At 63.0% G+C, this 18,878-nt stretch carries 21 protein-coding genes; 14 read left to right on the forward strand and 7 right to left on the reverse strand.

The window, feature by feature from the left end; translation table 11 throughout:
• The first annotated feature begins 41 nt into the window (after positions 1-41).
• On the forward strand, positions 42-1,292 hold the full coding sequence (locus DXY04_RS05800) for a site-2 protease family protein (RefSeq protein ID WP_115161472.1): 1,251 nt from the start codon (positions 42-44) through the stop codon (positions 1,290-1,292).
• Here the strand turns inward: DXY04_RS05800 and DXY04_RS05805 are convergent.
• The gene (locus DXY04_RS05805) at positions 1,250-1,966 is read right to left on the reverse strand and encodes a lipoate--protein ligase family protein (protein WP_115161473.1); all 717 of its coding nucleotides are present in this window, start codon (positions 1,964-1,966) and stop codon (positions 1,250-1,252) included. The two genes, DXY04_RS05800 and DXY04_RS05805, sit on opposite strands and share 43 nt — an antisense overlap.
• A 27-nt stretch (positions 1,967-1,993) precedes the next feature.
• On the opposite strand from DXY04_RS05805, the gene DXY04_RS05810 reads away from it, so the two are divergent.
• The gene (locus tag DXY04_RS05810; protein WP_115161370.1) at positions 1,994-2,761 is read left to right on the forward strand and encodes a sulfite exporter TauE/SafE family protein; all 768 of its coding nucleotides are present in this window, start codon (positions 1,994-1,996) and stop codon (positions 2,759-2,761) included.
• A gap of 4 nt (positions 2,762-2,765) precedes the next feature.
• Here DXY04_RS05810 and DXY04_RS05815 read toward each other — a convergent pair whose 3' ends face one another.
• The gene (locus DXY04_RS05815) at positions 2,766-3,236 is read right to left on the reverse strand and encodes a CRR6 family NdhI maturation factor (RefSeq protein WP_115161371.1); all 471 of its coding nucleotides are present in this window, start codon (positions 3,234-3,236) and stop codon (positions 2,766-2,768) included.
• An 83-nt stretch (positions 3,237-3,319) separates the two neighbouring features.
• Between DXY04_RS05815 and psaM the strand changes: the two genes are divergently transcribed.
• From psaM to DXY04_RS05830, 3 genes are all read left to right on the forward strand, one after another.
• Positions 3,320-3,424 carry a photosystem I reaction center subunit XII gene (gene psaM, locus DXY04_RS05820; RefSeq protein ID WP_025362433.1) on the forward strand — a complete coding sequence of 35 codons (105 nt, stop codon included), beginning with the start codon at positions 3,320-3,322 and terminating at the stop codon, positions 3,422-3,424.
• A gap of 139 nt (positions 3,425-3,563) precedes the next feature.
• Complete coding sequence (locus DXY04_RS05825; protein ID WP_115161474.1) at positions 3,564-3,866, forward strand: hypothetical protein; 303 nt, start codon at positions 3,564-3,566, stop codon at positions 3,864-3,866.
• 69 nt (positions 3,867-3,935) lie between these two features.
• A complete protein-coding gene (locus tag DXY04_RS05830; protein WP_115161475.1) occupies positions 3,936-4,886 on the forward strand; it encodes a protochlorophyllide reductase in 951 nt (316 codons plus the stop codon).
• A gap of 74 nt (positions 4,887-4,960) precedes the next feature.
• On the opposite strand, the gene bchL is transcribed toward DXY04_RS05830, so the two are convergent.
• The 4 genes from bchL to DXY04_RS05850 form a co-directional block, all read right to left on the reverse strand.
• A complete protein-coding gene (bchL, locus tag DXY04_RS05835) occupies positions 4,961-5,851 on the reverse strand; it encodes a ferredoxin:protochlorophyllide reductase (ATP-dependent) iron-sulfur ATP-binding protein (RefSeq protein ID WP_115161372.1) in 891 nt (296 codons plus the stop codon).
• Between the two features lie 150 nt (positions 5,852-6,001).
• The gene (locus tag DXY04_RS05840) at positions 6,002-7,576 is read right to left on the reverse strand and encodes a ferredoxin:protochlorophyllide reductase (ATP-dependent) subunit B (protein ID WP_115161373.1); all 1,575 of its coding nucleotides are present in this window, start codon (positions 7,574-7,576) and stop codon (positions 6,002-6,004) included.
• A 4-nt stretch (positions 7,577-7,580) separates the two neighbouring features.
• A complete protein-coding gene (locus DXY04_RS05845; protein WP_115161374.1) occupies positions 7,581-8,858 on the reverse strand; it encodes a ferredoxin:protochlorophyllide reductase (ATP-dependent) subunit N in 1,278 nt (425 codons plus the stop codon).
• 113 nt (positions 8,859-8,971) lie between these two features.
• A complete protein-coding gene (locus DXY04_RS05850; RefSeq protein ID WP_115161375.1) occupies positions 8,972-9,349 on the reverse strand; it encodes a hypothetical protein in 378 nt (125 codons plus the stop codon).
• A gap of 118 nt (positions 9,350-9,467) precedes the next feature.
• Between DXY04_RS05850 and DXY04_RS05855 the strand changes: the two genes are divergently transcribed.
• On the forward strand, positions 9,468-10,253 hold the full coding sequence (locus DXY04_RS05855) for a BMC domain-containing protein (protein WP_115008700.1): 786 nt from the start codon (positions 9,468-9,470) through the stop codon (positions 10,251-10,253).
• Positions 10,254-10,272: 19 nt separating this feature from the next.
• Here the strand turns inward: DXY04_RS05855 and DXY04_RS05860 are convergent, their stop codons facing one another.
• Positions 10,273-10,854, reverse strand: a complete 582-nt coding sequence (locus DXY04_RS05860; protein WP_115161376.1) for a non-canonical purine NTP pyrophosphatase — start codon at positions 10,852-10,854, stop codon at positions 10,273-10,275.
• A 356-nt stretch (positions 10,855-11,210) separates the two neighbouring features.
• Between DXY04_RS05860 and DXY04_RS05865 the strand changes: the two genes are divergently transcribed.
• From DXY04_RS05865 to DXY04_RS12600, 8 genes are all read left to right on the forward strand, one after another.
• Positions 11,211-11,522 (forward strand): BMC domain-containing protein, encoded by a 312-nt coding sequence (locus DXY04_RS05865; RefSeq protein ID WP_006169870.1) that lies wholly within the window; start codon positions 11,211-11,213, stop codon positions 11,520-11,522.
• 71 nt (positions 11,523-11,593) lie between these two features.
• On the forward strand, positions 11,594-13,009 hold the full coding sequence (locus DXY04_RS05870) for a form I ribulose bisphosphate carboxylase large subunit (protein WP_011363747.1): 1,416 nt from the start codon (positions 11,594-11,596) through the stop codon (positions 13,007-13,009).
• A gap of 59 nt (positions 13,010-13,068) precedes the next feature.
• Positions 13,069-13,410 (forward strand): ribulose bisphosphate carboxylase small subunit, encoded by a 342-nt coding sequence (locus DXY04_RS05875; protein WP_006043651.1) that lies wholly within the window; start codon positions 13,069-13,071, stop codon positions 13,408-13,410.
• A 101-nt stretch (positions 13,411-13,511) separates the two neighbouring features.
• Positions 13,512-15,872: a CsoS2 family carboxysome shell protein gene (locus DXY04_RS05880; RefSeq protein WP_115161377.1), complete on the forward strand. Its 2,361-nt coding sequence runs from the start codon at positions 13,512-13,514 to the stop codon at positions 15,870-15,872.
• A gap of 7 nt (positions 15,873-15,879) precedes the next feature.
• Entirely contained in the window at positions 15,880-17,625 is a 1,746-nt protein-coding gene (locus tag DXY04_RS05885; protein WP_115161378.1) for a carboxysome shell carbonic anhydrase, read from the forward strand.
• 2 nt (positions 17,626-17,627) lie between these two features.
• Complete coding sequence (locus DXY04_RS05890; protein WP_115161379.1) at positions 17,628-17,939, forward strand: carboxysome peptide A; 312 nt, start codon at positions 17,628-17,630, stop codon at positions 17,937-17,939.
• Positions 17,939-18,190, forward strand: coding sequence for a carboxysome peptide B (locus DXY04_RS05895; protein WP_011363752.1), 252 nt, complete (start codon positions 17,939-17,941; stop codon positions 18,188-18,190). Before DXY04_RS05890 ends, DXY04_RS05895 begins: the two co-directional genes overlap by 1 nt.
• A 53-nt stretch (positions 18,191-18,243) precedes the next feature.
• Positions 18,244-18,780 carry a BMC domain-containing protein gene (locus DXY04_RS12600; RefSeq protein WP_114988511.1) on the forward strand — a complete coding sequence of 179 codons (537 nt, stop codon included), beginning with the start codon at positions 18,244-18,246 and terminating at the stop codon, positions 18,778-18,780.
• Positions 18,781-18,878: the final 98 nt, after the last annotated feature.

Consider the following 18,878-nt stretch of genomic DNA (forward strand, 5'->3'; position numbering starts at 1 on the left):
TGGATGACAGTCCGCAGCAGCGGCACACGACAGGATTGGCGGTGGGAGAGGGCTGGCAGGTGCTCAAGATTGGCGGAATTCCCCTGCGGCTTCAGCCCAGCTGGTTGTTTGCCGTGGCGATCTTCACCACGTTGTTTCAGTCCCGCTACGCGACCACGGCCTCGATAACGGCGAGTTGGGGGCTGGGATTGCTGACCACCTTGTTGCTGTTCAGCTCCGTGCTGCTGCATGAATTGGGCCATGCCGTGATGGCCCTGCGAGAAGGGGTGAAGGTGTTGAGCATCACCCTGTTTCATCTGGGCGGCATCGCGCGGGTGGAGAAGGAATGCCCCACCGCCATGGGCAATCTGCGCATTGCGGCTGCTGGCCCGATCGTGAGTTTGGTGTTGGCCTTCGGGATGCTGGCGGTGGCTGCATCCCTTTCGGACACCCAGCCCTTGGCCACACAGTTGTTGAGCCAGGTGGGTTTGCTCAACTTGATGCTCGGCTTGTTCAATCTCCTGCCCGGGCTGCCCCTGGATGGCGGGCTGATCCTCAAGGCCTTGGTCTGGCAACTGAGCGGCAGTCAGCAGAAAGGCGTTCAGGTGGCATCGGCGTCCGGACGGGCTTTGTCGATGCTGATGATCCTGTTGGGTGGTGTTCTGCTCTGGCAGGGCTGGGGGCTCAACGGCCTCCTGCTGATGTTGATCGGTTGGTTCGGCCTGAGTGCCAACCGCAGTCAGACCCAGATGCTGCAGTTGCAGACGGTGCTGCGGGAGTTGAAGGTGGAGGCTGCGGCCGGCAAGCGTTTCCGCGTGCTGGAGGCGGATCAAACTTTGCGGCGCCTCAGTCAGCTGCGGCTGACCGCCAGCGAGGAGGAGGGACCTGCCGATTGGGTGCTCGTCTGCAAGAGCGGCCGTTGGGTGGGTTGGATTGATGATCAGCCCTTGAAACTGCTGCCGGTGCAGCAATGGGACCAACAGCGCCTCGAGGATCATCTGCGCCCCCTCACTGAACTGCCGTCCATCGCCAGTTCGGCTCCCCTGGTGGAGGCGGTGCCGGCCCTGGAGGCGGCCTCCCAGGGACGCCTGTTGGTAATGAGTGCTGCGGGCCTTCCTTCCGGCACCCTCGACCGCATGGATGTGGGCGATGCGGTGCTGAAGCGGCTCGGGGTGACCCTGCCCCCCACGATCCTCGACGAGGCGCGCAAGCGCAATGGATACCCCCTGGGTTTGGCGATGCTTCCCCAGATGGTGCAGTCGATGCAGGCTCAGAGCGCAGAGCCGGACGCCAGCTCGACCTCGAACTCCTGAACTTCCTCAGCCTTCAGAGGCTGCATCTGCCACCGGCAATGGCTCCAGGATTGAACCAGGCTCTGGCGCAGTCGCTGATCCAGCTCCAGCCGGTTGATCCGGGCTGGAGCCGCCGCTGGAGCCGCTTCCTCAAACACCTCCTCCCAGAGCTCAGCAGGGGGATCCAGCAGGATTTCACCGTGTTGAAGCAGGCGACCGTTCTGCCAGCGCTGGGCGCTACCGACCCGTTTGACGCCGGACGGATCCACCAGGTCGGCCACCGTTGCCGAGGCGAAACAGTTGTTTGCTTCAGCACCCGCCGGATCGGAACCGAAGTGCAGCGGTAGCCCGAGATCCTGGAAGCCATCGATCAACCACTGGCAGGCCTGGCGGTAAGCCTCCTGGCGTCGCCGGGGTGCATCCGGCCAGATCAAGGCATAGGTGAGACCGCCGGCGTGAAGCACGGCCCGACCTCCGCTCGGGCGTCGCACCAGGCTGATGCGGCCCCCGCGGGCCAGCTCATTCCAGTGCTCAGGCCAGTGGCGTTGATGGCGTCCGAGCGAGAGCCAGGGCCCATCCCAGCGGTAAAAACGCAGAACCGGACCGTTGCTGCGCTTCAGAAGCCAGGCATCCAAAGCCATCTGGGTGTGTCCATCCGCTTGCTGGGTGGGGAGCAAACGCCCGGTTGCGGGCATGCTGGAGGGAAGCATCGATCGCACGCCATGGTGCCCTGGTGGGATGTGCCGATCCTGATCGCCCTGGGCCTGCTGGCCGGGGGCTTGGCTGGGCTGTTGGGGATCGGCGGTGGCTTGATCTTTGCCCCGCTCCTGCTCTGGCTTGATCTCCCGCCCCATCAGGCCCTGGCCACCAGCAGTTTCGCCATTGTGCCCACGGCTTTGGCGGGCACCATCACCCATCTGCGCCAGGGCCGGCTGCCGACCCGGCCTGGACTCGCCATCGGCTTGGCGGCCTTTGGCTCGGCACTGCTGTTCGGTGGTTTGGCCGGTTTGGCAGCGGGCTGGATTCTGCTGGCGATGCAGACGCTGATGTACATCGTGCTGGCGTTCTGCGTTCGCGAACGGCCCGAGGCGGATGCCAATGATGACGTTGATGACGGCAGCGCTCCGCAGTTGGCGGGTGTGGGCTGCATCGCCGGCTGGACCGCTGGGATGTTGGGCCTGGGCGGGGGGCTGGTGATGGTGCCCCTGATGAGCGGTCCGATGTCTGTGCCGATTCATCAGGCCGTGCGGCTGAGCACGGTGGCGGTGCTCTGCTCGGCCAGCGCAGCATCCCTCCAGTTCCTGCATGAAGGACGCGGCGTTCCTCTGATGGGCCTGCTGCTGGGGGCTGTGGCGGCGATCGCTGCGCAGTGGACGGCCAGCCGGCTCGATCAGTTTGATGCGGCCCTGCTGGTGCGCTGTCTGCGGGGGCTCGCCATCATCCTGGCAATCGACAGCTCCAGGCGGGCCCTGCAGCTTTGGCTGGGCTGACTGGTCAGCCCAACAGGTTCCAAAATCCCGAATCCAGCTCATAGCCCAGGGCTGCGGCCATCTGGGAGAGGTTGCCCCGCATCGGGCGTCCGAGCTCTCGCTGACAGAGGTCGTCCAACTGCATCAATCGATGCGTCACCCAGAGCTCCAAGGCTTCCGGGTCAAAACGCAGGCCTTCGCTGCGGCTGAAACTGTGGGGCACCACCAGGGCCACATGGCGAATCAGGCTGCCCTGGTCGCGTTCAAGCAAGAGCGGCAGCCAGGGGTAGCGCGCATCGGCCCGCAGGGCCCAGAGCCGAGGCTCGGGGCATTCCGGCAGTTCGCGTGGGTCATCCTGCGCCCGGGGCCAATCGAAACGAAGCTCGAGCACCGGTCCCTGGCTCAGCAGTGCATCCAGCGGCTGAGTGCTCCAGATCTCCAGCGGCCGTAGATCCAAGGCGCGGATAGCAGGGGCATCGATCAGAACCGGATCCATGGGCTGGTGTGACAGGCCTTTGCGAATGATGGCCTGCAGACCTTCCCTCAGAGAAGAATGGGACCGTTTGATGCATGGCTCCCATGGAAACCGTTCTGTCTGCACCTGAGGTGTTCATTGCCCTCGTGGTGGCTGCCCATGCCGCTGTTCTGGCCCTGCGTCTCTCCATCAGCCTTTACGAGGCCTGATTTCAAAGGCAGCCCAGATCAACGGGCGTAGAGCTGGTCTTGGCACTGCGAACGGATTGCGTTACAAGCGGATGTTCGTGCTGATGCGGTGACCGCCAGTCAGGTTCAAAGATCAGCTCCCCGCACGGATGCAGCCAGCATGGCTGCGGCGATTCAGCGGCAGACCGACCAACAAGAACTGCAGTGCAGCCTTCTCGCCTTGGCGGCCAAGGCGGGGCTTGTTCTGTTGGGCGCTGTGAGCCTGATCCGTCTGTCCGTGGCCTATCAGGAACGCATGGATCGCCACAGTGAAATCGCGGCGGTCGTGTCGATTGAGTCGGCGAAATTGGAAACGCTGCAACAACGCTTCGATCGTCTGTTCAGCATCGGTGGAGAGAAGCGTCTGATCAGCGAGCAGGATCAGTGGATCGCCCCCAATCGTCTGCGCGTGATCTGGCGCTGAGATTCGTGACCAGCGGCGTTGGGATTGAGTGCTGACCGGCAGACTGACAGCCTTCCTGGCCCTGTCTTGATGTCCACGCCCGGCACCGTTCTGATCACCGGCACCACCTCCGGTGTGGGCCTGAATGCCACCTGCGCCTTGGTGAAGCGGGGTTGGACGGTGATCACGGCGAACCGCAGCCCGCAGCGGGCCGCGGCGGCTGCCGACGAGTTGGACCTCCCCAAGGAGCGTCTCAAGCACGTGTTGATGGATCTGGGTGATCTCGACAGTGTGCGTCGGGCGGTGGATGCCTTGCCCGAGCGCGTGGATGCCGTGGTCTGCAATGCAGCCGTGTACAAGCCGAAGCTGAAGCAGCCGGAGCGTTCGCCCCAGGGCTATGAAATCTCGATGGCCACCAACCATTTCGGCCATTTCCTGCTGGTGCAGCTGCTCTTGGGTCGGCTCAAGGCCTCCACTCATCCCTCCAAGCGGGTGGTGATCCTGGGCACCGTGACGGCGAACTCCAAAGAGCTGGGGGGCAAGATTCCGATCCCTGCGCCGGCAGATCTGGGGGACCTTTCTGGTTTTGAAGCCGGGTTCAAAGACCCCGTCACCATGGCCAGTGGCAAGCCGTTCAAGCCCGGCAAGGCCTACAAAGACAGCAAGCTCTGCAACATGATCACCACCCAGGAGCTGCATCGCCGTCTTCACGGGGACACGGGGATCACCTTCACGTCGCTCTACCCGGGCTGTGTGGCGGACACACCGTTGTTCCGCAACACCCCCAAGGCCTTCCAGACGATCTTCCCCTGGTTTCAGAAAAACATCACCGGCGGCTACGTCTCCCAGGCCCTGGCGGGGGAACGGGTGGCTGATGTGGTGGCCAATCCCGACTTCGCCGAATCCGGGGTGCACTGGAGCTGGGGCAACCGCCAGAAGAAGGATGGACAGCAGTTCAGCCAGGAACTCTCCGACAAGGCCACTGATCCAGAAACAGCCCGCCGGGTGTGGGAGCTGTCGATGAAACTCGTTGGCCTTTGAGCTGAGCTCATCACAACAAGGCCCCGGTGGCAGCGGCCAGGACTTTGTTGATGGCTTTGTTGATCAAGTGAGGATCAATCGAATCCCAGCAGGTCGAAGATTTCGCGGTCTTTGAGGGATGTGGCCTCGAGCGGCTCCACCTTGTCGAGCATGTTCTGGGCCAGCCGCAGATATTCGTTCCGCACAGCTTGGACGGCTTCATCGTCGTCATCCATCTCAAAGATGGTGCATTTCTTCAGTCGAGAACGCCGGATGGCATCAACATCCCTGAAGTGGGCCATGGTGCGCAGGCCGGTGCGTTCGTTGAACTTGTCGATTTGATCTGTGTCGGCGGATCGGTTCGCGACGACGCCGCCTAACCGCACCTTGTAGTTTTTGGCCTTGGCTTGAATCGCCTGAACGATGCGATTCATCGCGAAGATTGAATCGAAATCGTTGGCCGTCACGATCAGGCAGTAATTGGCGTGCTGCAGCGGGGCGGCGAAACCACCACACACCACATCGCCGAGCACATCGAAGATCACCACATCGGTGTCTTCAAGCAGATGGTGCTCCTTGAGCAGCTTCACGGTCTGCCCGGTCACGTAGCCACCGCAGCCCGTGCCTGCCGGTGGGCCACCGCTCTCAACGCACTGGACGCCGTTGAAGCCGGTGAAGACGAAATCCTCAGGCCGCAGCTCCTCGCTGTGGAAGTCCACCTCCTCGAGGATGTCGATCACCGTCGGCACCATCTTGTGGGTCAGGGTGAAGGTGCTGTCGTGCTTGGGGTCGCAACCGATCTGCAGCACCCGCTTGCCCAGCTTGGAGAAGGCGGCTGAAAGGTTCGAGGAGGTGGTCGATTTGCCGATCCCTCCTTTGCCATAAACGGCGATCACCAGGGTCTCTTCCTGGATGTTAAGTGCCGGGTCCTGGTGGACCTGCACGCTGCCTTCGCCGTCCGCCGGTCGCGTCAGAGTTGTGGTCATGCAGCGACCTGTGCGAGAGAAGTCGATTTCATTCAACAGCAGCAGATGTGCAGTGGTTGGTTTTCACCAAGAAATGAAAGATCTGACTCTGGACTGAGGCGCAAAAGCAGAATTTCTTTCAACTAAATAAAAAGAAATGAGTGCAAATGCTCATGCCTTGAAGTGGGCTTTAGCGTCATACAGCGTTTCACTGCTGATCTCTCTGCAGCCCACGTCGCGGGCGTAAGCCTCCGTGTTGCGTCGCACCTTTCCCCGTACGAAGAAGGGGATCTTCTTCAGCTCGGCTTCCCCATCGGCCGTCCACTGCAGAGCGCCATCGCCCTCCCCTGGAACATCACTTAAGCCGGAACTGTCGGCGGCGCCGGCACCACCGGCATGGCCCAGGTGGCTCTGGTGCCCATCCACGAATTCGAAGTCGTGGCGGAACATGCCGATCAGGTGTTCCTCCAGGCCCATCATCAGCGGGTGCACCCAGTCGTCGAAGATCACGTTGGCCCCTTCCCAGCCCATCTGGGGGCTCATTCGGGCGGGCACGTCCTGCACGTGCATTGGCGTGCTGATCACCGCGCAGGGAATCCCCAGCCGCTTGGCGCTGTGGCGCTCCATCTGGGTTCCCAGCACCAGTTCCGGTGCCGCTTCGGCCATGGCCGCTTCCACTGCCAGGTAGTCGTCACTGATCAGGGCCTCCAGGCCCAGGGCTTTGGCGGCGGCCCGCACGGGCCGGGCCATTTCACGGCTGTAGGTGCCTAGCCCCACCACCGTGAAACCCAGTTCCTCGCTGCAGATCCTGGCTGCGGCGAGGGCGTGACTGCCGTCGCCAAAGATGAACACCCGCTTGCCCGTGAGGTACGTGGAGTCCACGGATTCCGAATACCAGGGCAGGCGTGAGCGCCGGTAGCCCTCGTCGGAGGCGGGGGGCTCCATCCCCAGCATTTCGTGCACTTCGACGAGGAAATCGTGGGTGGCACCCACGCCAATCGGCACCGTTCGGCTGAAGGGCATGCCGAAATTGCGCTCCAGCCAGCTGCAGCTGGATTGAGCCACTTCCGGATAGAGGCAGACGTTGAGATCGGCATCGGGGATCCGCTGCAGATCCTCCACGCCTGCCCCTAGCGGTGCCACCACGCCTACATCGATGCCGTGCAGGGTGAGCAGTTTCTGCACCTCCAGCACATCGTCCCGGCAGCGGAAGCCCAGCAGGGAGGGGCCCAACAGGTTCACCCGGGGCCGGCGGCCCTGGTGTTGCCATGCCCTGGGGTCGTGCTGGCTGTTGGCTGGCGCCTGCTCCTTCAGCAGGTTGCGCACCAGTTGGTAGAAGGTTTCTGCGGCTCCCCAGTTCTCCTTTTTGCTGTAGGCCGGCAGCTCCAGACTCACCACCGGCATGGTGAGCCCCATGCCCTGGGCCAGGGCACCGGGCTGATCCTGAATCAACTCCGCGGTGCAGCTTTCCCCCACCAGCAGGGCATCGGGTTGGAAGCGATCCACCGCTTCACGCACATGCCGTTTCACCAGTTCGGCGGTGTCCCCGCCGAGATCCCGGGCCTGAAAGGTGGTGTAGGTGACGGGCGGACGCTGTCCGCGCCGCTCAATCATCGTGAACAGCAGATCGGCATAGGTGTCCCCCTGGGGGGCATGGAGCACGTAATGAACGCCGCGCATGGAGGCGGCAATGCGCATGGCCCCCACATGGGGTGGCCCTTCGTAGGTCCAGAGCGTGAGTTGCATGGGATCAGGCGTGCACGGTTGGGTCGGGGCTGCTGGGGTGGAGGCCAGGTCGAATCAGTTGCCGGCGACGCAACGGCCGCGAAAACAGTTCCGCTAGGTCGCCGGCCTGGTCGATGCCGTGGATCGGGCTGAACACCAGTTCGATCGACCATTTGGTGGCGATGCCTTCGGCCTCCAGCGGATTGGCCAGGCCCATCCCGCACACCACCAGGTCGGGCTGGCTGGCGCGAACCCGGTCCAGTTGCTGCTCCACGTGTTGCCCCTCCATCACGGGGACGTCATCGGGGAGCAAGGCCAGCTCGGCAGCCATCTGTTCGCGGTTCAGATAAGGCGTGCCCACCTCCACCAGTTCCATGCCGCATTCCCGTTGCAGAAACCGGGCCAGGGGCAGTTCCAGCTGGGATTCGGGAAGCAGGAAGATCCGCTTGCCCTCCAGCACGGCGCGATGGCGGGCCAGGGCGCTCTGGGCGCGCTCCATCAACGGATCGAGCACAGCAGCGACCCGTTCATCAGGCAGATGGAAGGCAGCAGCAGCAGCCTCCATCCAGCGGCGACTTCCCTCGGCCCCCAGCGGGAAGGGAGCCGTGAGCACCGTCGCACCGCGGTCGCTGAGCAGGCGCGCAGTTTCCGTGAGAAAGGGTTGGGTCAGCAGCACCGTGGTTCCCGGTCCCACGGCGGGCAGGTCGGTCGATTGCCGTGGCGGCAGGCTCCGAATCGTCTCGATGCCCATCCGCTGGAACAGGTGCATCTGCCTGTCTTCAACAGCATCAGCGAGGGTTCCCACCAGCAGCAACTGACGCTCATCGCTGGCGGGGAGCAGGGGCACCAAGGCCGCCAGCGCCCCGTCTTCCCCCTGGGTGAACGTGGTTTCAATGCCGCTGCCGGAGTAGTTCACCACCCGCACTCGGCCGGACAGCTCGTCGTTGAGTCGTTCGGCGGCCCGGGCCAAATCCAGCTTGATCACTTCGCTGGGGCAGGACCCCACCAGAAACAGCGTGCGGATCTCGGGGCGGCGTTGCAGCAGTTCCCTGCAGACCCGGTCGAGTTCGTCGTGGGCATCGGCGAGGCCAGCCAGATCCCGCTCGCTGAGAATGGCTGTGCCGAAACGGGGCTCGGCAAAAATCATCACCCCTGCGGCGCTCTGGATCAGATGGGCGCAGGTGCGTGACCCAACCACAAGAAAAAAGGCATCGGGCATGCGCCGATGCAGCCACACAATCGAGGTGAGGCCGCAGAACACCTCGCGCGGCCCCGACTCCTTCAGCAGCGTTGGCCCGGCCATCGGCCGCTCCCTTGATGATCAACCTCTCCAAGCTGCGAAAAAATCCGCTGAGGAGTGGAAATGTCGCTCAAACTCTTTGGGATCGCTCCGGCCAGGCAGGCCCTGGCTTGAGTTCAAAGGCGGCGGCGGAATCCGTCGTAGCGATCGGAGCGATCGCTCTCCTCTGCTTTGCTCAAGCGCCAGACGTTGCGGCTGACCCGGCGGGCGATAAGGCCACCGCGTTCCACCTTTTCCGTTCCAGGGCGGGCCCCCAACAGCATGCTCACCTCCGCGGTGGTGAGGGGCGCACCGGTTTCGATGGCCAACGACGTCAGTTCCAGCCGTTGACGCAGCTGGCGCAGACGCTCACTGTCTGCGTTTCCTGATGCCTCCAGCCAGGGCAGATCCACCTGGCCATCCTGCGCAAGCCGTTGCATCAGGCCGAAGCTCACCATCCCAAGGGCTTGATCAGCGTTGAGATCCACTGGCTTTAAAGAAGACTGCTCAGTCATTGCAAGATCTCTAGAGGGGTTCTCCGGAAGTTATCGGCTGTTTTTCAAGGCGCAAGACCGCAGGCTCTAACTCTTTATTGGCCCGTTTGAGCTGAATTCGTCCGGTACACTCCCCGCCATGACCCGTTTTGCCAGCTTCGATGCTCGGGAGCGGCGACGCGGCGGTAGTGCTCTCGTCACCGGCACTGAGGTGACCCCCCAGCAGGGGGGGGCGAGCTGTGTTGTCACAACGGATTCGGAGTCGCCCAGGCTGTTGCGGCAGAACAGCCATGTGCAGTCGATCGAACTGCGCACCCACGTCTTCATCGACTCGCTACAGCCGCAACTCGCGGCCTACATGGGTTCGGTGAGCCAGGGATTTCTGCCCATCCCAGGAGATGCCTGCCTCTGGATGGAGGTGTCACCGGGCATGGCGGTGCACCGGGTGACGGACATCGCCCTGAAGGCAAGCAACGTTCGTCTCGGCCAGATGGTGGTGGAGCGGGCGTTCGGCTCGATGGCCCTCTATCACCGCGACCAGAGCACGGTGCTCCATTCCGGAGATGTGGTGCTGGAAGCGATCGGGAGCACCATCGATCAGCGTTCTCCAGCTGATGTGAGCTGGACGGAGGTGATCCGGGCGATTACGCCCGACCATGCCGTGCTGATCAACCGGCAGAACCGACGCGGCTCAATGATTGAAGCCGGGATGAGCATGTTCATTCTGGAGACGGAGCCGGCCGGATACGTCTTGATCGCTGCCAACGAAGCAGAAAAAGCCTCCAACATCACCTTGGTGGACGTGAAAGCGGTGGGTGCTTTCGGACGTCTCACCCTGGCGGGACGGGAAGGTGATGTGGAAGAAGCGGCCGCGGCGGCGATGCGCGCCATCGACCACATCAACAGCAACGCAAGGCTGCGCTGAGCGCTCAGATCAGTTCGGGTTAGCTCAGGTTCAGCAGCTCACGCATCTGGGGTGCCAGAGCTCGCGCTGCCTTCCCGCGGCTGCCGAGGCGGCTGAGCTGAGCCGCATTCAGTTCGCCGTAGGTGCAACGGGCTTCCCGCACCCAAAGCAGGGATTCGAATCCGCCGCCGGCGTAGGCCGGGGCACTCAGGAGTTCGCCCCAGCAAATGCCCTCCGCGGCGGCACGACAGCTGCCGGAGGGATCACACAACACCATCGTGCTGCGGAAACAGGCACTCCGATAAGGCGATCCCACCAGCTCCTCCAGGATCCGCTGCACCTTGGCGTCGTTTCCCTCGGCGTAGCGGGCGGAATACAGACCCGGTGCCCCTTGAAGGGCATCCACCTCAAGCCCTGAATCGTCGGCCAAGGCCCAGCAACCGGTGCGCAGGGCTGCAGCGCTGGCTTTCAGCTCAGCGTTATCGCGGTAGGTGCTTCCCGTCTCTTCAACGTCCAGATCGGCAGGTTGACGCTGCACGTCCAGAGGAAGCGGTCCCAGCATGGCCTCGATTTCGGCAACCTTGATCGGGTTGCCCGTGGCAATGGTGAGCTGAAGCGCCAAGGAGGGCTATCAAAAGAGGGCTTCCATTGTGCGGGCTGGTTGGGGCTAGGAGCTAACAATCTCTGAATTCGACCCAGCGACACCCATTTGGGTTGAACATTCCACCCCGCAGCAAGGCTTTGGGAAGGTGACGCAATGTGAATCTATGGAGCTTCACCGGTGCCGACAACGTCTTGTGGGGATGTGATCACACGTACCACCACAGCAGACCGGAACAGTGAGGCACAGGGTGATAAGCCCGGCTTATTTGGTTCACTATGGACAGTGATCGAGAAAGTCGTCCAAATCGCTTGACGGGAAGGGTTCTGGCGAAGCAATGTCCCCAGCGAACATTCCATCCCTTCTCCCGGTAGGCAATGGCTAACGAAACCATGGGCATCGCCCTCGGCATGATCGAGACCCGCGGTCTGGTCCCCGCCATCGAGGCAGCTGATGCCATGACCAAGGCTGCCGAAGTGCGCCTGATCGGTCGTGAGTTCGTCGGCGGCGGCTACGTCACCGTTCTGGTTCGCGGCGAAACTGGCGCTGTCAACGCTGCTGTGCGCGCTGGCGCTGACGCTTGCGAGCGCGTCGGTGACGGCCTGGTCGCCGCTCACATCATTGCCCGCCCCCACCGCGAAGTGGAGCCTGCACTGGGCAACGGCAACTTCCTTGGTCAGAAGGACTGAGATCTTCCGCTGAGCCTCTGACGAGGCACGCGAACGTCTCAATCTCTTCACCGACCTAACGGAGTTTTCCCATGAGCAAGAAGTACGACGCTGGGGTCAAGGAGTACAGGGATACCTACTGGACTCCTGATTACGTCCCCCTCGACACCGACCTGCTGGCCTGCTTCAAGTGCACTGGCCAAGAAGGTGTGCCCAAGGAAGAAGTTGCCGCTGCTGTGGCTGCTGAATCCTCCACCGGCACCTGGTCCACTGTGTGGTCCGAGCTCCTCACCGATCTCGACTTCTACAAGGGCCGTTGCTACCGCATCGAAGACGTCCCTGGGGACAAGGAGTCTTTCTATGCCTTCATCGCCTACCCCCTCGACCTGTTCGAAGAGGGTTCCATCACCAACGTTCTGACCTCCCTGGTCGGCAACGTGTTTGGTTTCAAGGCTCTGCGCCACCTCCGTCTGGAAGACATCCGCTTCCCGATGGCGTTCATCAAGAGCTGCTACGGCCCGCCGAACGGCATCCAGGTCGAGCGCGACCGGATGAACAAGTACGGCCGTCCTCTGCTGGGTTGCACCATCAAGCCGAAGCTCGGCCTGAGCGGTAAGAACTACGGCCGTGTTGTCTATGAGTGCCTGCGCGGCGGTCTGGACTTCACCAAGGACGACGAGAACATCAACTCCCAGCCCTTCCAGCGTTGGCAGAACCGCTTCGAATTCGTTGCGGAAGCCATCAAGCTGTCCGAGCAGGAGACCGGCGAGCGCAAGGGTCACTACCTCAACGTGACCGCCAACACTCCCGAGGAGATGTACGAGCGCGCTGAGTTCGCCAAGGAACTCGGCATGCCGATCATCATGCACGACTTCATCACCGGTGGCTTCACGGCCAACACCGGTCTGTCGAAGTGGTGCCGCAAGAACGGCATGTTGCTGCACATCCACCGCGCCATGCACGCGGTGATCGACCGTCACCCCAAGCACGGCATCCACTTCCGCGTTCTCGCCAAGTGTCTGCGTCTGTCCGGTGGTGACCAGCTCCACACCGGCACCGTGGTCGGCAAGCTGGAAGGTGATCGTCAGACCACCCTCGGCTACATCGACCAGCTGCGCGAATCCTTCGTGCCCGAAGACCGCAGCCGCGGCAACTTCTTCGATCAGGACTGGGGTTCCATGCCTGGCGTGTTCGCCGTTGCTTCCGGCGGTATCCACGTGTGGCACATGCCCGCCCTGGTCACCATCTTCGGCGACGACTCCGTTCTTCAGTTCGGTGGTGGTACCCACGGTCACCCCTGGGGCTCCGCTGCAGGTGCTGCTGCCAACCGTGTGGCCCTCGAGGCCTGCGTCAAGGCACGCAACGCCGGCCGTCATCTCGAGAAAGAGAGCCGCGACATCCTCACGGAAGCCGCGAAGCACAGCCCCGAGCTGGCCATCGCCCTCGAGACCTGGAAGGAGATCAAGTTCGAGTTCGACACCGTCGACAAGCTCGACGTCCAGAACTGATCGTCTCAACGGCCGGTTGATGCAACCGGCCACCCCTTTTTCTTACACCCAGGATCCCCATGCCTTTCCAGAGCACCGTGGGTGACTATCAAACAGTCGCCACCCTGGAGACCTTCGGCTTCCTCCCGCCGATGACCCAGGACGAGATCTACGACCAGATCGCCTACATCATTGCCCAGGGTTGGAGCCCGCTCGTCGAGCACGTCCACCCCAGCAACTCCATGGCCACCTACTGGTCGTATTGGAAGCTCCCCTTCTTCGGTGAGAAGGATCTGAACGTCGTTGTCAGTGAGCTCGAGGCTTGCCACCGCGCATACCCCGACCACCACGTGCGCATCGTCGGTTACGACGCCTACACCCAGAGCCAGGGTGCCTGCTTCGTGGTCTTCGAAGGACGCTGATCCTTCGAACCCTTGGTTCCGAGCCCTGACCTGATCAGGGCTCCAGCTTTTTCCGGAGGGGCAAGTGCCCTTCCACTTCACGACGACATCCTCGGGCGGACATGGCAAGACTCTCCAGTCGCGAACTCGCACTTGAACGCCGCAAGGCGCTGACCACTTCCGGTAAGAAGTCCTCGGTAGCGGCTGGTGATGGCGCCAACCGTGTTCGCACCGTTGCTGATGCCCGTCCCACCCGCACCAACGCGGCCGCAGCTGCTGAGCCTGCCTCTGCACCTGCCACCCCCGCTGCTGTAGCTCCGCAGCGGGCCACATCCTTCACAGCTGCTCCTGCAAACCGCAGCTCCCAGGTCAAGCCGCATCGCGATCCAAGCCGCGAATTGGTGCTCGCCCGTCGTGATGCCCTGTCCCGCCGCGGTAAGACCGCCGACACCAGCCGCGATCGCAACCGCGCTGATGTTGCCCGTCAGACCCAGGCCGCTGCTCCTGCAGCTGCACGTGCTGAAACCACAAAGAGCTGTGGCTGCGGTGGTAAGCGTGCCGCTGAAAAGGCTTCCCTCAGTGCACCGGCTCCCAAGTTGTCTGCCCGCACCGAGCGCCGTTCGGCCACTCCCAAGCGTCGTGCCATCGAGAACCCCAGCCGCGCGCTGGTGTTGGCCCGTCGTGATGCCATGTCGAAGCACGGCAAAACCGCTGGCAAGCAACCCACCAGCGCAGCAGCCGTTGCCCGTCAGGCCAACCCTGACCTCACCAGCCGTGAGTTGGCCCAACAGGTGCGTGAGCTGCGCACCAAGGCCGGTGCTCGCAACAAGCAAAGCGCTGGTGTGACTCGCCCCACCGGTCCCAACCGCCACGGCGCCAAGCAAGCCGCTGCCGCTGATGCCCACTGGAAGGTGGGTGAAAGCACCACCACAAGCGGCCAGACCGTGACCGGCACCCAGGCCAACCGCTCGGTGAAAACCACCGGTAACGAGGCCAGCACCTGCCGTTCGATCACCGGTACCGAGTACCTGGGCGCCGAAGTCTTCCAGACCTTCTGCCAGACCGCTCCCGCTGCCACCACTCCGGCCAAGGTGCGCGTCACCGCCACCAGCCACGGCAACCGCGTCACCGGCAATGAAGTCGGCCGTTCCGAAAAGGTCACCGGCGATGAGCCCGGCACCTGCAAGAGCGTGACCGGCACCGAGTACATCTCCGCCAACCAGTCCGCTGCCTACTGCGGTGGTGGGCTGACCTCCCCGCGCAAGGTGGGCCACAGCCTCACCGAACAGGGCCGTCCTGTGAGTGGTGTGATGGTGGGTCGCTCCGCCAGCGTCACTGGCGATGAAGCCGGTGCCAACCGCAGCCTCACCGGCGATCAGTACCTCGGCTCAGATCCCCTGTCCGAAGGTCGTCCTGCCGCCAAGGTGGGCCTTTCCGGAACTCTCTCCGGCACTGGTGTGACCGGCACCATGGTGGGCCGTTCGGCTCAGGTAACCGGCGATGAGTTCGGCTCCTGCCACCGCGTGACGGGTGATCAATACATCAGTGCCGAGCAGGTGAATGCCTTCTGTGGTTCCAAGCCCGAACCCGAAGCAGCCAAAGTGGGTTTCAGCGTCACCAACCGCAACCAGGTTGTGAGCGGCACCCGTACGGGCCGTTCAGAGAACGTGACTGGCGATGAGCCCGGCAGCTGCCAGGCTGTTACCGGCACCCCCTATGCAGGTCTTGAGCAGGCCGGCCAGCACTGCGGCACCCCTGCAGTTCAGGCCATCCGTGAGCGCACGCCTGTGCGTGTCGGCACCCCTTCCGCTGCCATGACCGGCATCCAGCCTGGTGTGGGTGGTGTGATGACCGGCGACAAGCGTGGTGCTTGTGAAGCCGTCACCGGCACGCCTTACGTGGGTGCTGATCAGTTGGCCGCTGCCTGCGGCGCTGACGCTCCTGCTGGCACCGACACCCACGGCCAAGCTCCTGAGGGTGCCGCCTGGACCCGCTTCAGCGTGGTGTCTCCAGCCCGTGCTGCTCAGCAGCAACGTGAGGCCGCGTCCGGTGTGACGGGTACCTCCTATGAGCAGGGGAATCGCATCACCGGCCCTTTTGACATGGCTGGCGGCAAGGTGACCGGTACCGAGCAGTTCCGCTTCGACAACCGCGAGTTCCAGAACCGTCAGCAGCGCCAGTTCCAGCCCACCGTGGCTGTGGTCAGCGAGCCTTCCGAGAAGCCTGCATCCCGGGTGACCGGCGAGGGCTCCTCCACCAAGATCACTGGTGATGACTGGGATCGTGGTGAACACGTGACCGGTACTGAGGGTGCTTCGGCCCGCCGTCGTAATCCCAGCCGTCCTGGCCCAATGAGTGCCATGTCTCCCTTCGAGCGCAAGCGCAACGAGGAGAACGAATGGCCTGTGAGCCGTGTGACCGGTTCCAGCGGCAACACCGCGAAAGGTTCCCTGATCACCGTCTCCGGCGGCGCACGGGGCTGATCCATTGATGGTTCGCTCCAAGCCTCTCCGTGGCGGGCGACCTCAGGCCCCCTCGGCACCCACCCGTCGTCAGCTTCAACAGCTGGCTACAACGTCTGATTCCATTCAGACCACGTCTGACGTGGAGTCCTCCACCCGCAAGGCCGCTCTGGATCGGCGCCGTGCCCTCACCACCGCGGGCAAGGCCGCTCAACTGGGCGGCGCCCCGGTTGGTGGTGGTCGGATTCGCTCCAGCAAGGACGTTCAGCGTCCCGCTCCCACTCAGCCAGGCTGGGTCCGCCGTGAAAAGGCAGCCACCCGGGCGGTTCCTGTCAATCTGAGCCGCAGCTCTCTCCCGATCACCCACCGGCGCCATCCGTTGACGGATGCAGCGTCGAATGCCCGTCTTCAGGCCTATGAGCAGGAGATCAAGGGGCGCTTTGATCGGATTGTTCCCCTGCTGCAGCAGGTTTCAGCGCTTCAGCACGAAACCGATTTCATTCCCCAGGCCCAGCGGTTGTGCCGGGCCGAACTCGGCTTTGATCTGCCGGATCACATCCTGCAGCGGGCCTGGGTTCGCCCCCTCGACATGCGCGCCCTGTTCGCATGGTGTGTGTTCGAAAGCCACCGACTGTTCAGTGACCGCTTCTTCCAGGACGATCCTCTGGATGCCGGTACGGGCAGTGCTGCCTCCCGGGAGTTCGAACAGTTCCTGCTCGACTGTGGGATCCATCTGCTCGACCTGACGCCCTGTGCCGATGGTCGGTTGGCTCATACCGTGGCCTATGCCCTGCGCATTCCCTTCAGCGCTGTGCGTCGCCGTTCCCACGCTGGCGCCATGTTCGATGTGGAGAACACGGTGAACCGCTGGGTCAAAACCGAGCACCGTCGCTACCGCGAAGGTTCACCCAATCCCTCCACGGAACCGACCCGTTACCTGAAGGTGGTGACGTACCACTTCAGTTCTCTCGATCCCTCCCATCAGGGCTGCGCTGCCCATGGCAGCAATGACGAACTGGCGGCAGCGGCGGGTCATCAACGCCTGCTCGATTTCCGTGAGTCGGTGGAAAACAGCTTCTGTTGCGGTGCCTCCGTTGATCTTCTGCTGATCGGCCTCGACACCGACACCGATGCCATCCGGGTGCATCCCCCAAGCCGTGACAGCGAAATGGTGCTCGACCGTTGGCTCTGCGCCAGGGAACTGCATGCCGCCACGGCATCGATGAGTGCCGATCAAGCCATGGCACAGATTGCTGAAGCCGTTGAGAGCTCTGCTCCTGGCCCCATGGATGCCGGGATGGTGTCGTTCCTGACCCGTTTGCTCGCCAATAACTTCTCCCAGATCGACTACGTGCAGGATCTTCACGGGGGCACCTACCCGGATGCCGGGCACGCCGAGCGTTTCATTGGCGTTGGCATTGGTTTTAAAGAGGTGCATCTGCGCAACCTCACGTATTTCGCTCACCTCGACACCGTCGAGGAGGGCGCCCCCGATCTCGATGTGGGCGTGAAAATTTTCAAGGGTCTGAATGTGTCCCGGGATCTGCCGATTCCGGTTGTGGTGCGTTTCGACTATTCCGGCCGCGTGCCCGGTGCTCGGGAACGGGCCATCGCTGATTGCCAACGGGTGAACCAGGCCATCGCTGATCGCTACGCAGCTCTCGTTGATGAGGGTCTGCTCCACACTTGTCTCACCATTCGCGACCGCAACCAAACGGCTCCGGCCGAGGTCGTCGGTTCCACGCTCGACCCGCAACTTCCGGAGGCTCACTGATCATGCTCATCGTCAAGGTCGTCAAGCCGCTCGTTTCCACCAACCGGATTCCCGATTTCGAGCACAAACACCTCCAGGTGGTTCTGGATGGCAGCACCAAGAAGGTGGCCGTCGATGCGGTGGGTGCGAAACCTGGAGACTGGGTGATCTGCGTCAGCAGCTCGGCCGCCCGTGAAGCCGCCGGCAGCAAGTCGTATCCCAGTGACCTCACGATCGTGGGGATCATTGACCACTGGGAACCCGACCCCCCGAAGACCTCCGCCCCCTCTTCATCCCCCAGCCCCAGCAAACCCGCGGGAGGCAAGGCCAGCTGATGGAGATCATGCAGGTGATGGGAACGCTGGTCTGCTCCTACCGGGTTGCCGGTCTGGATCACATGCACCTGCGCATTCTCAAGAACAACAAGGGCAAGAAGCTGGTGGCTGTTGATCCCGTGGGTGCCCGTGAGGGCAACTGGGTGTTCACCGCCAGCGGTTCGGCTGCCCGGCATGCCTGCCCTGACAACACCGTTCTCACCGATCTCACCATCGGTGGCATCATCGATTTCTGGAATCCGGACGGATAGGGATCCTTCACTTCCCTCCGCCGTTTCCGTTCCGCTTCCACACCTACCAATCCATGGCCACTCCTTCCCCCACCCCCCGTCGTCGCACCACCCGCAGCACCGCCGCGGCGAACAAGACTGTGGACGTGAAGCCTGTGGCCAGCACTCCTGCTCCCGCGTCGACTCCCGCCAAGGCAGCTCCTGCTTCAACCACCCGTCGCGCGTCCACCACAACGCGTCGCAGCAGCGCTTCCAACACCGGATCCGGAGGCGGCTCAGCCGTGACCAAGCCCGCTGCCACCCCTTCCCCCATCGTTCCCGGTGTGGCATTGGGCATGATCGAAACCCGCGGCATGGTTCCTGCCATTGAGGCAGCCGATGCGATGACCAAGGCTGCTGAGGTGAGCCTGATCTGCCGTGAGTACGTGGGTGGTGGCTACGTCACGGTGATGGTGCGTGGCGAAACCGGTGCAGTGAATGCCGCTGTGCGTGCCGGTGCCGATGCCTGCGAGCGCGTGGGCGACGGCCTCGTCGCTGCTCACATCATTGCCCGTCCTCATAAAGAGGTGGAGCCGGTGTTGGCCGGCAGTGGTGCAGCTCGCCGCAGCTGATTGCATAAAAGCCTCCTCACAGCCGTTCACAAAGAGCCCTTTTGCTCCTGACCGGCTCCTAGATTCGCCGGCCAACCAGCGACCAGCTCGATCACCAT

Origin of the sequence: Synechococcus sp. UW86 (assembly GCF_900474085.1) — a bacterium.
Taxonomy (GTDB): domain Bacteria; phylum Cyanobacteriota; class Cyanobacteriia; order PCC-6307; family Cyanobiaceae; genus Parasynechococcus.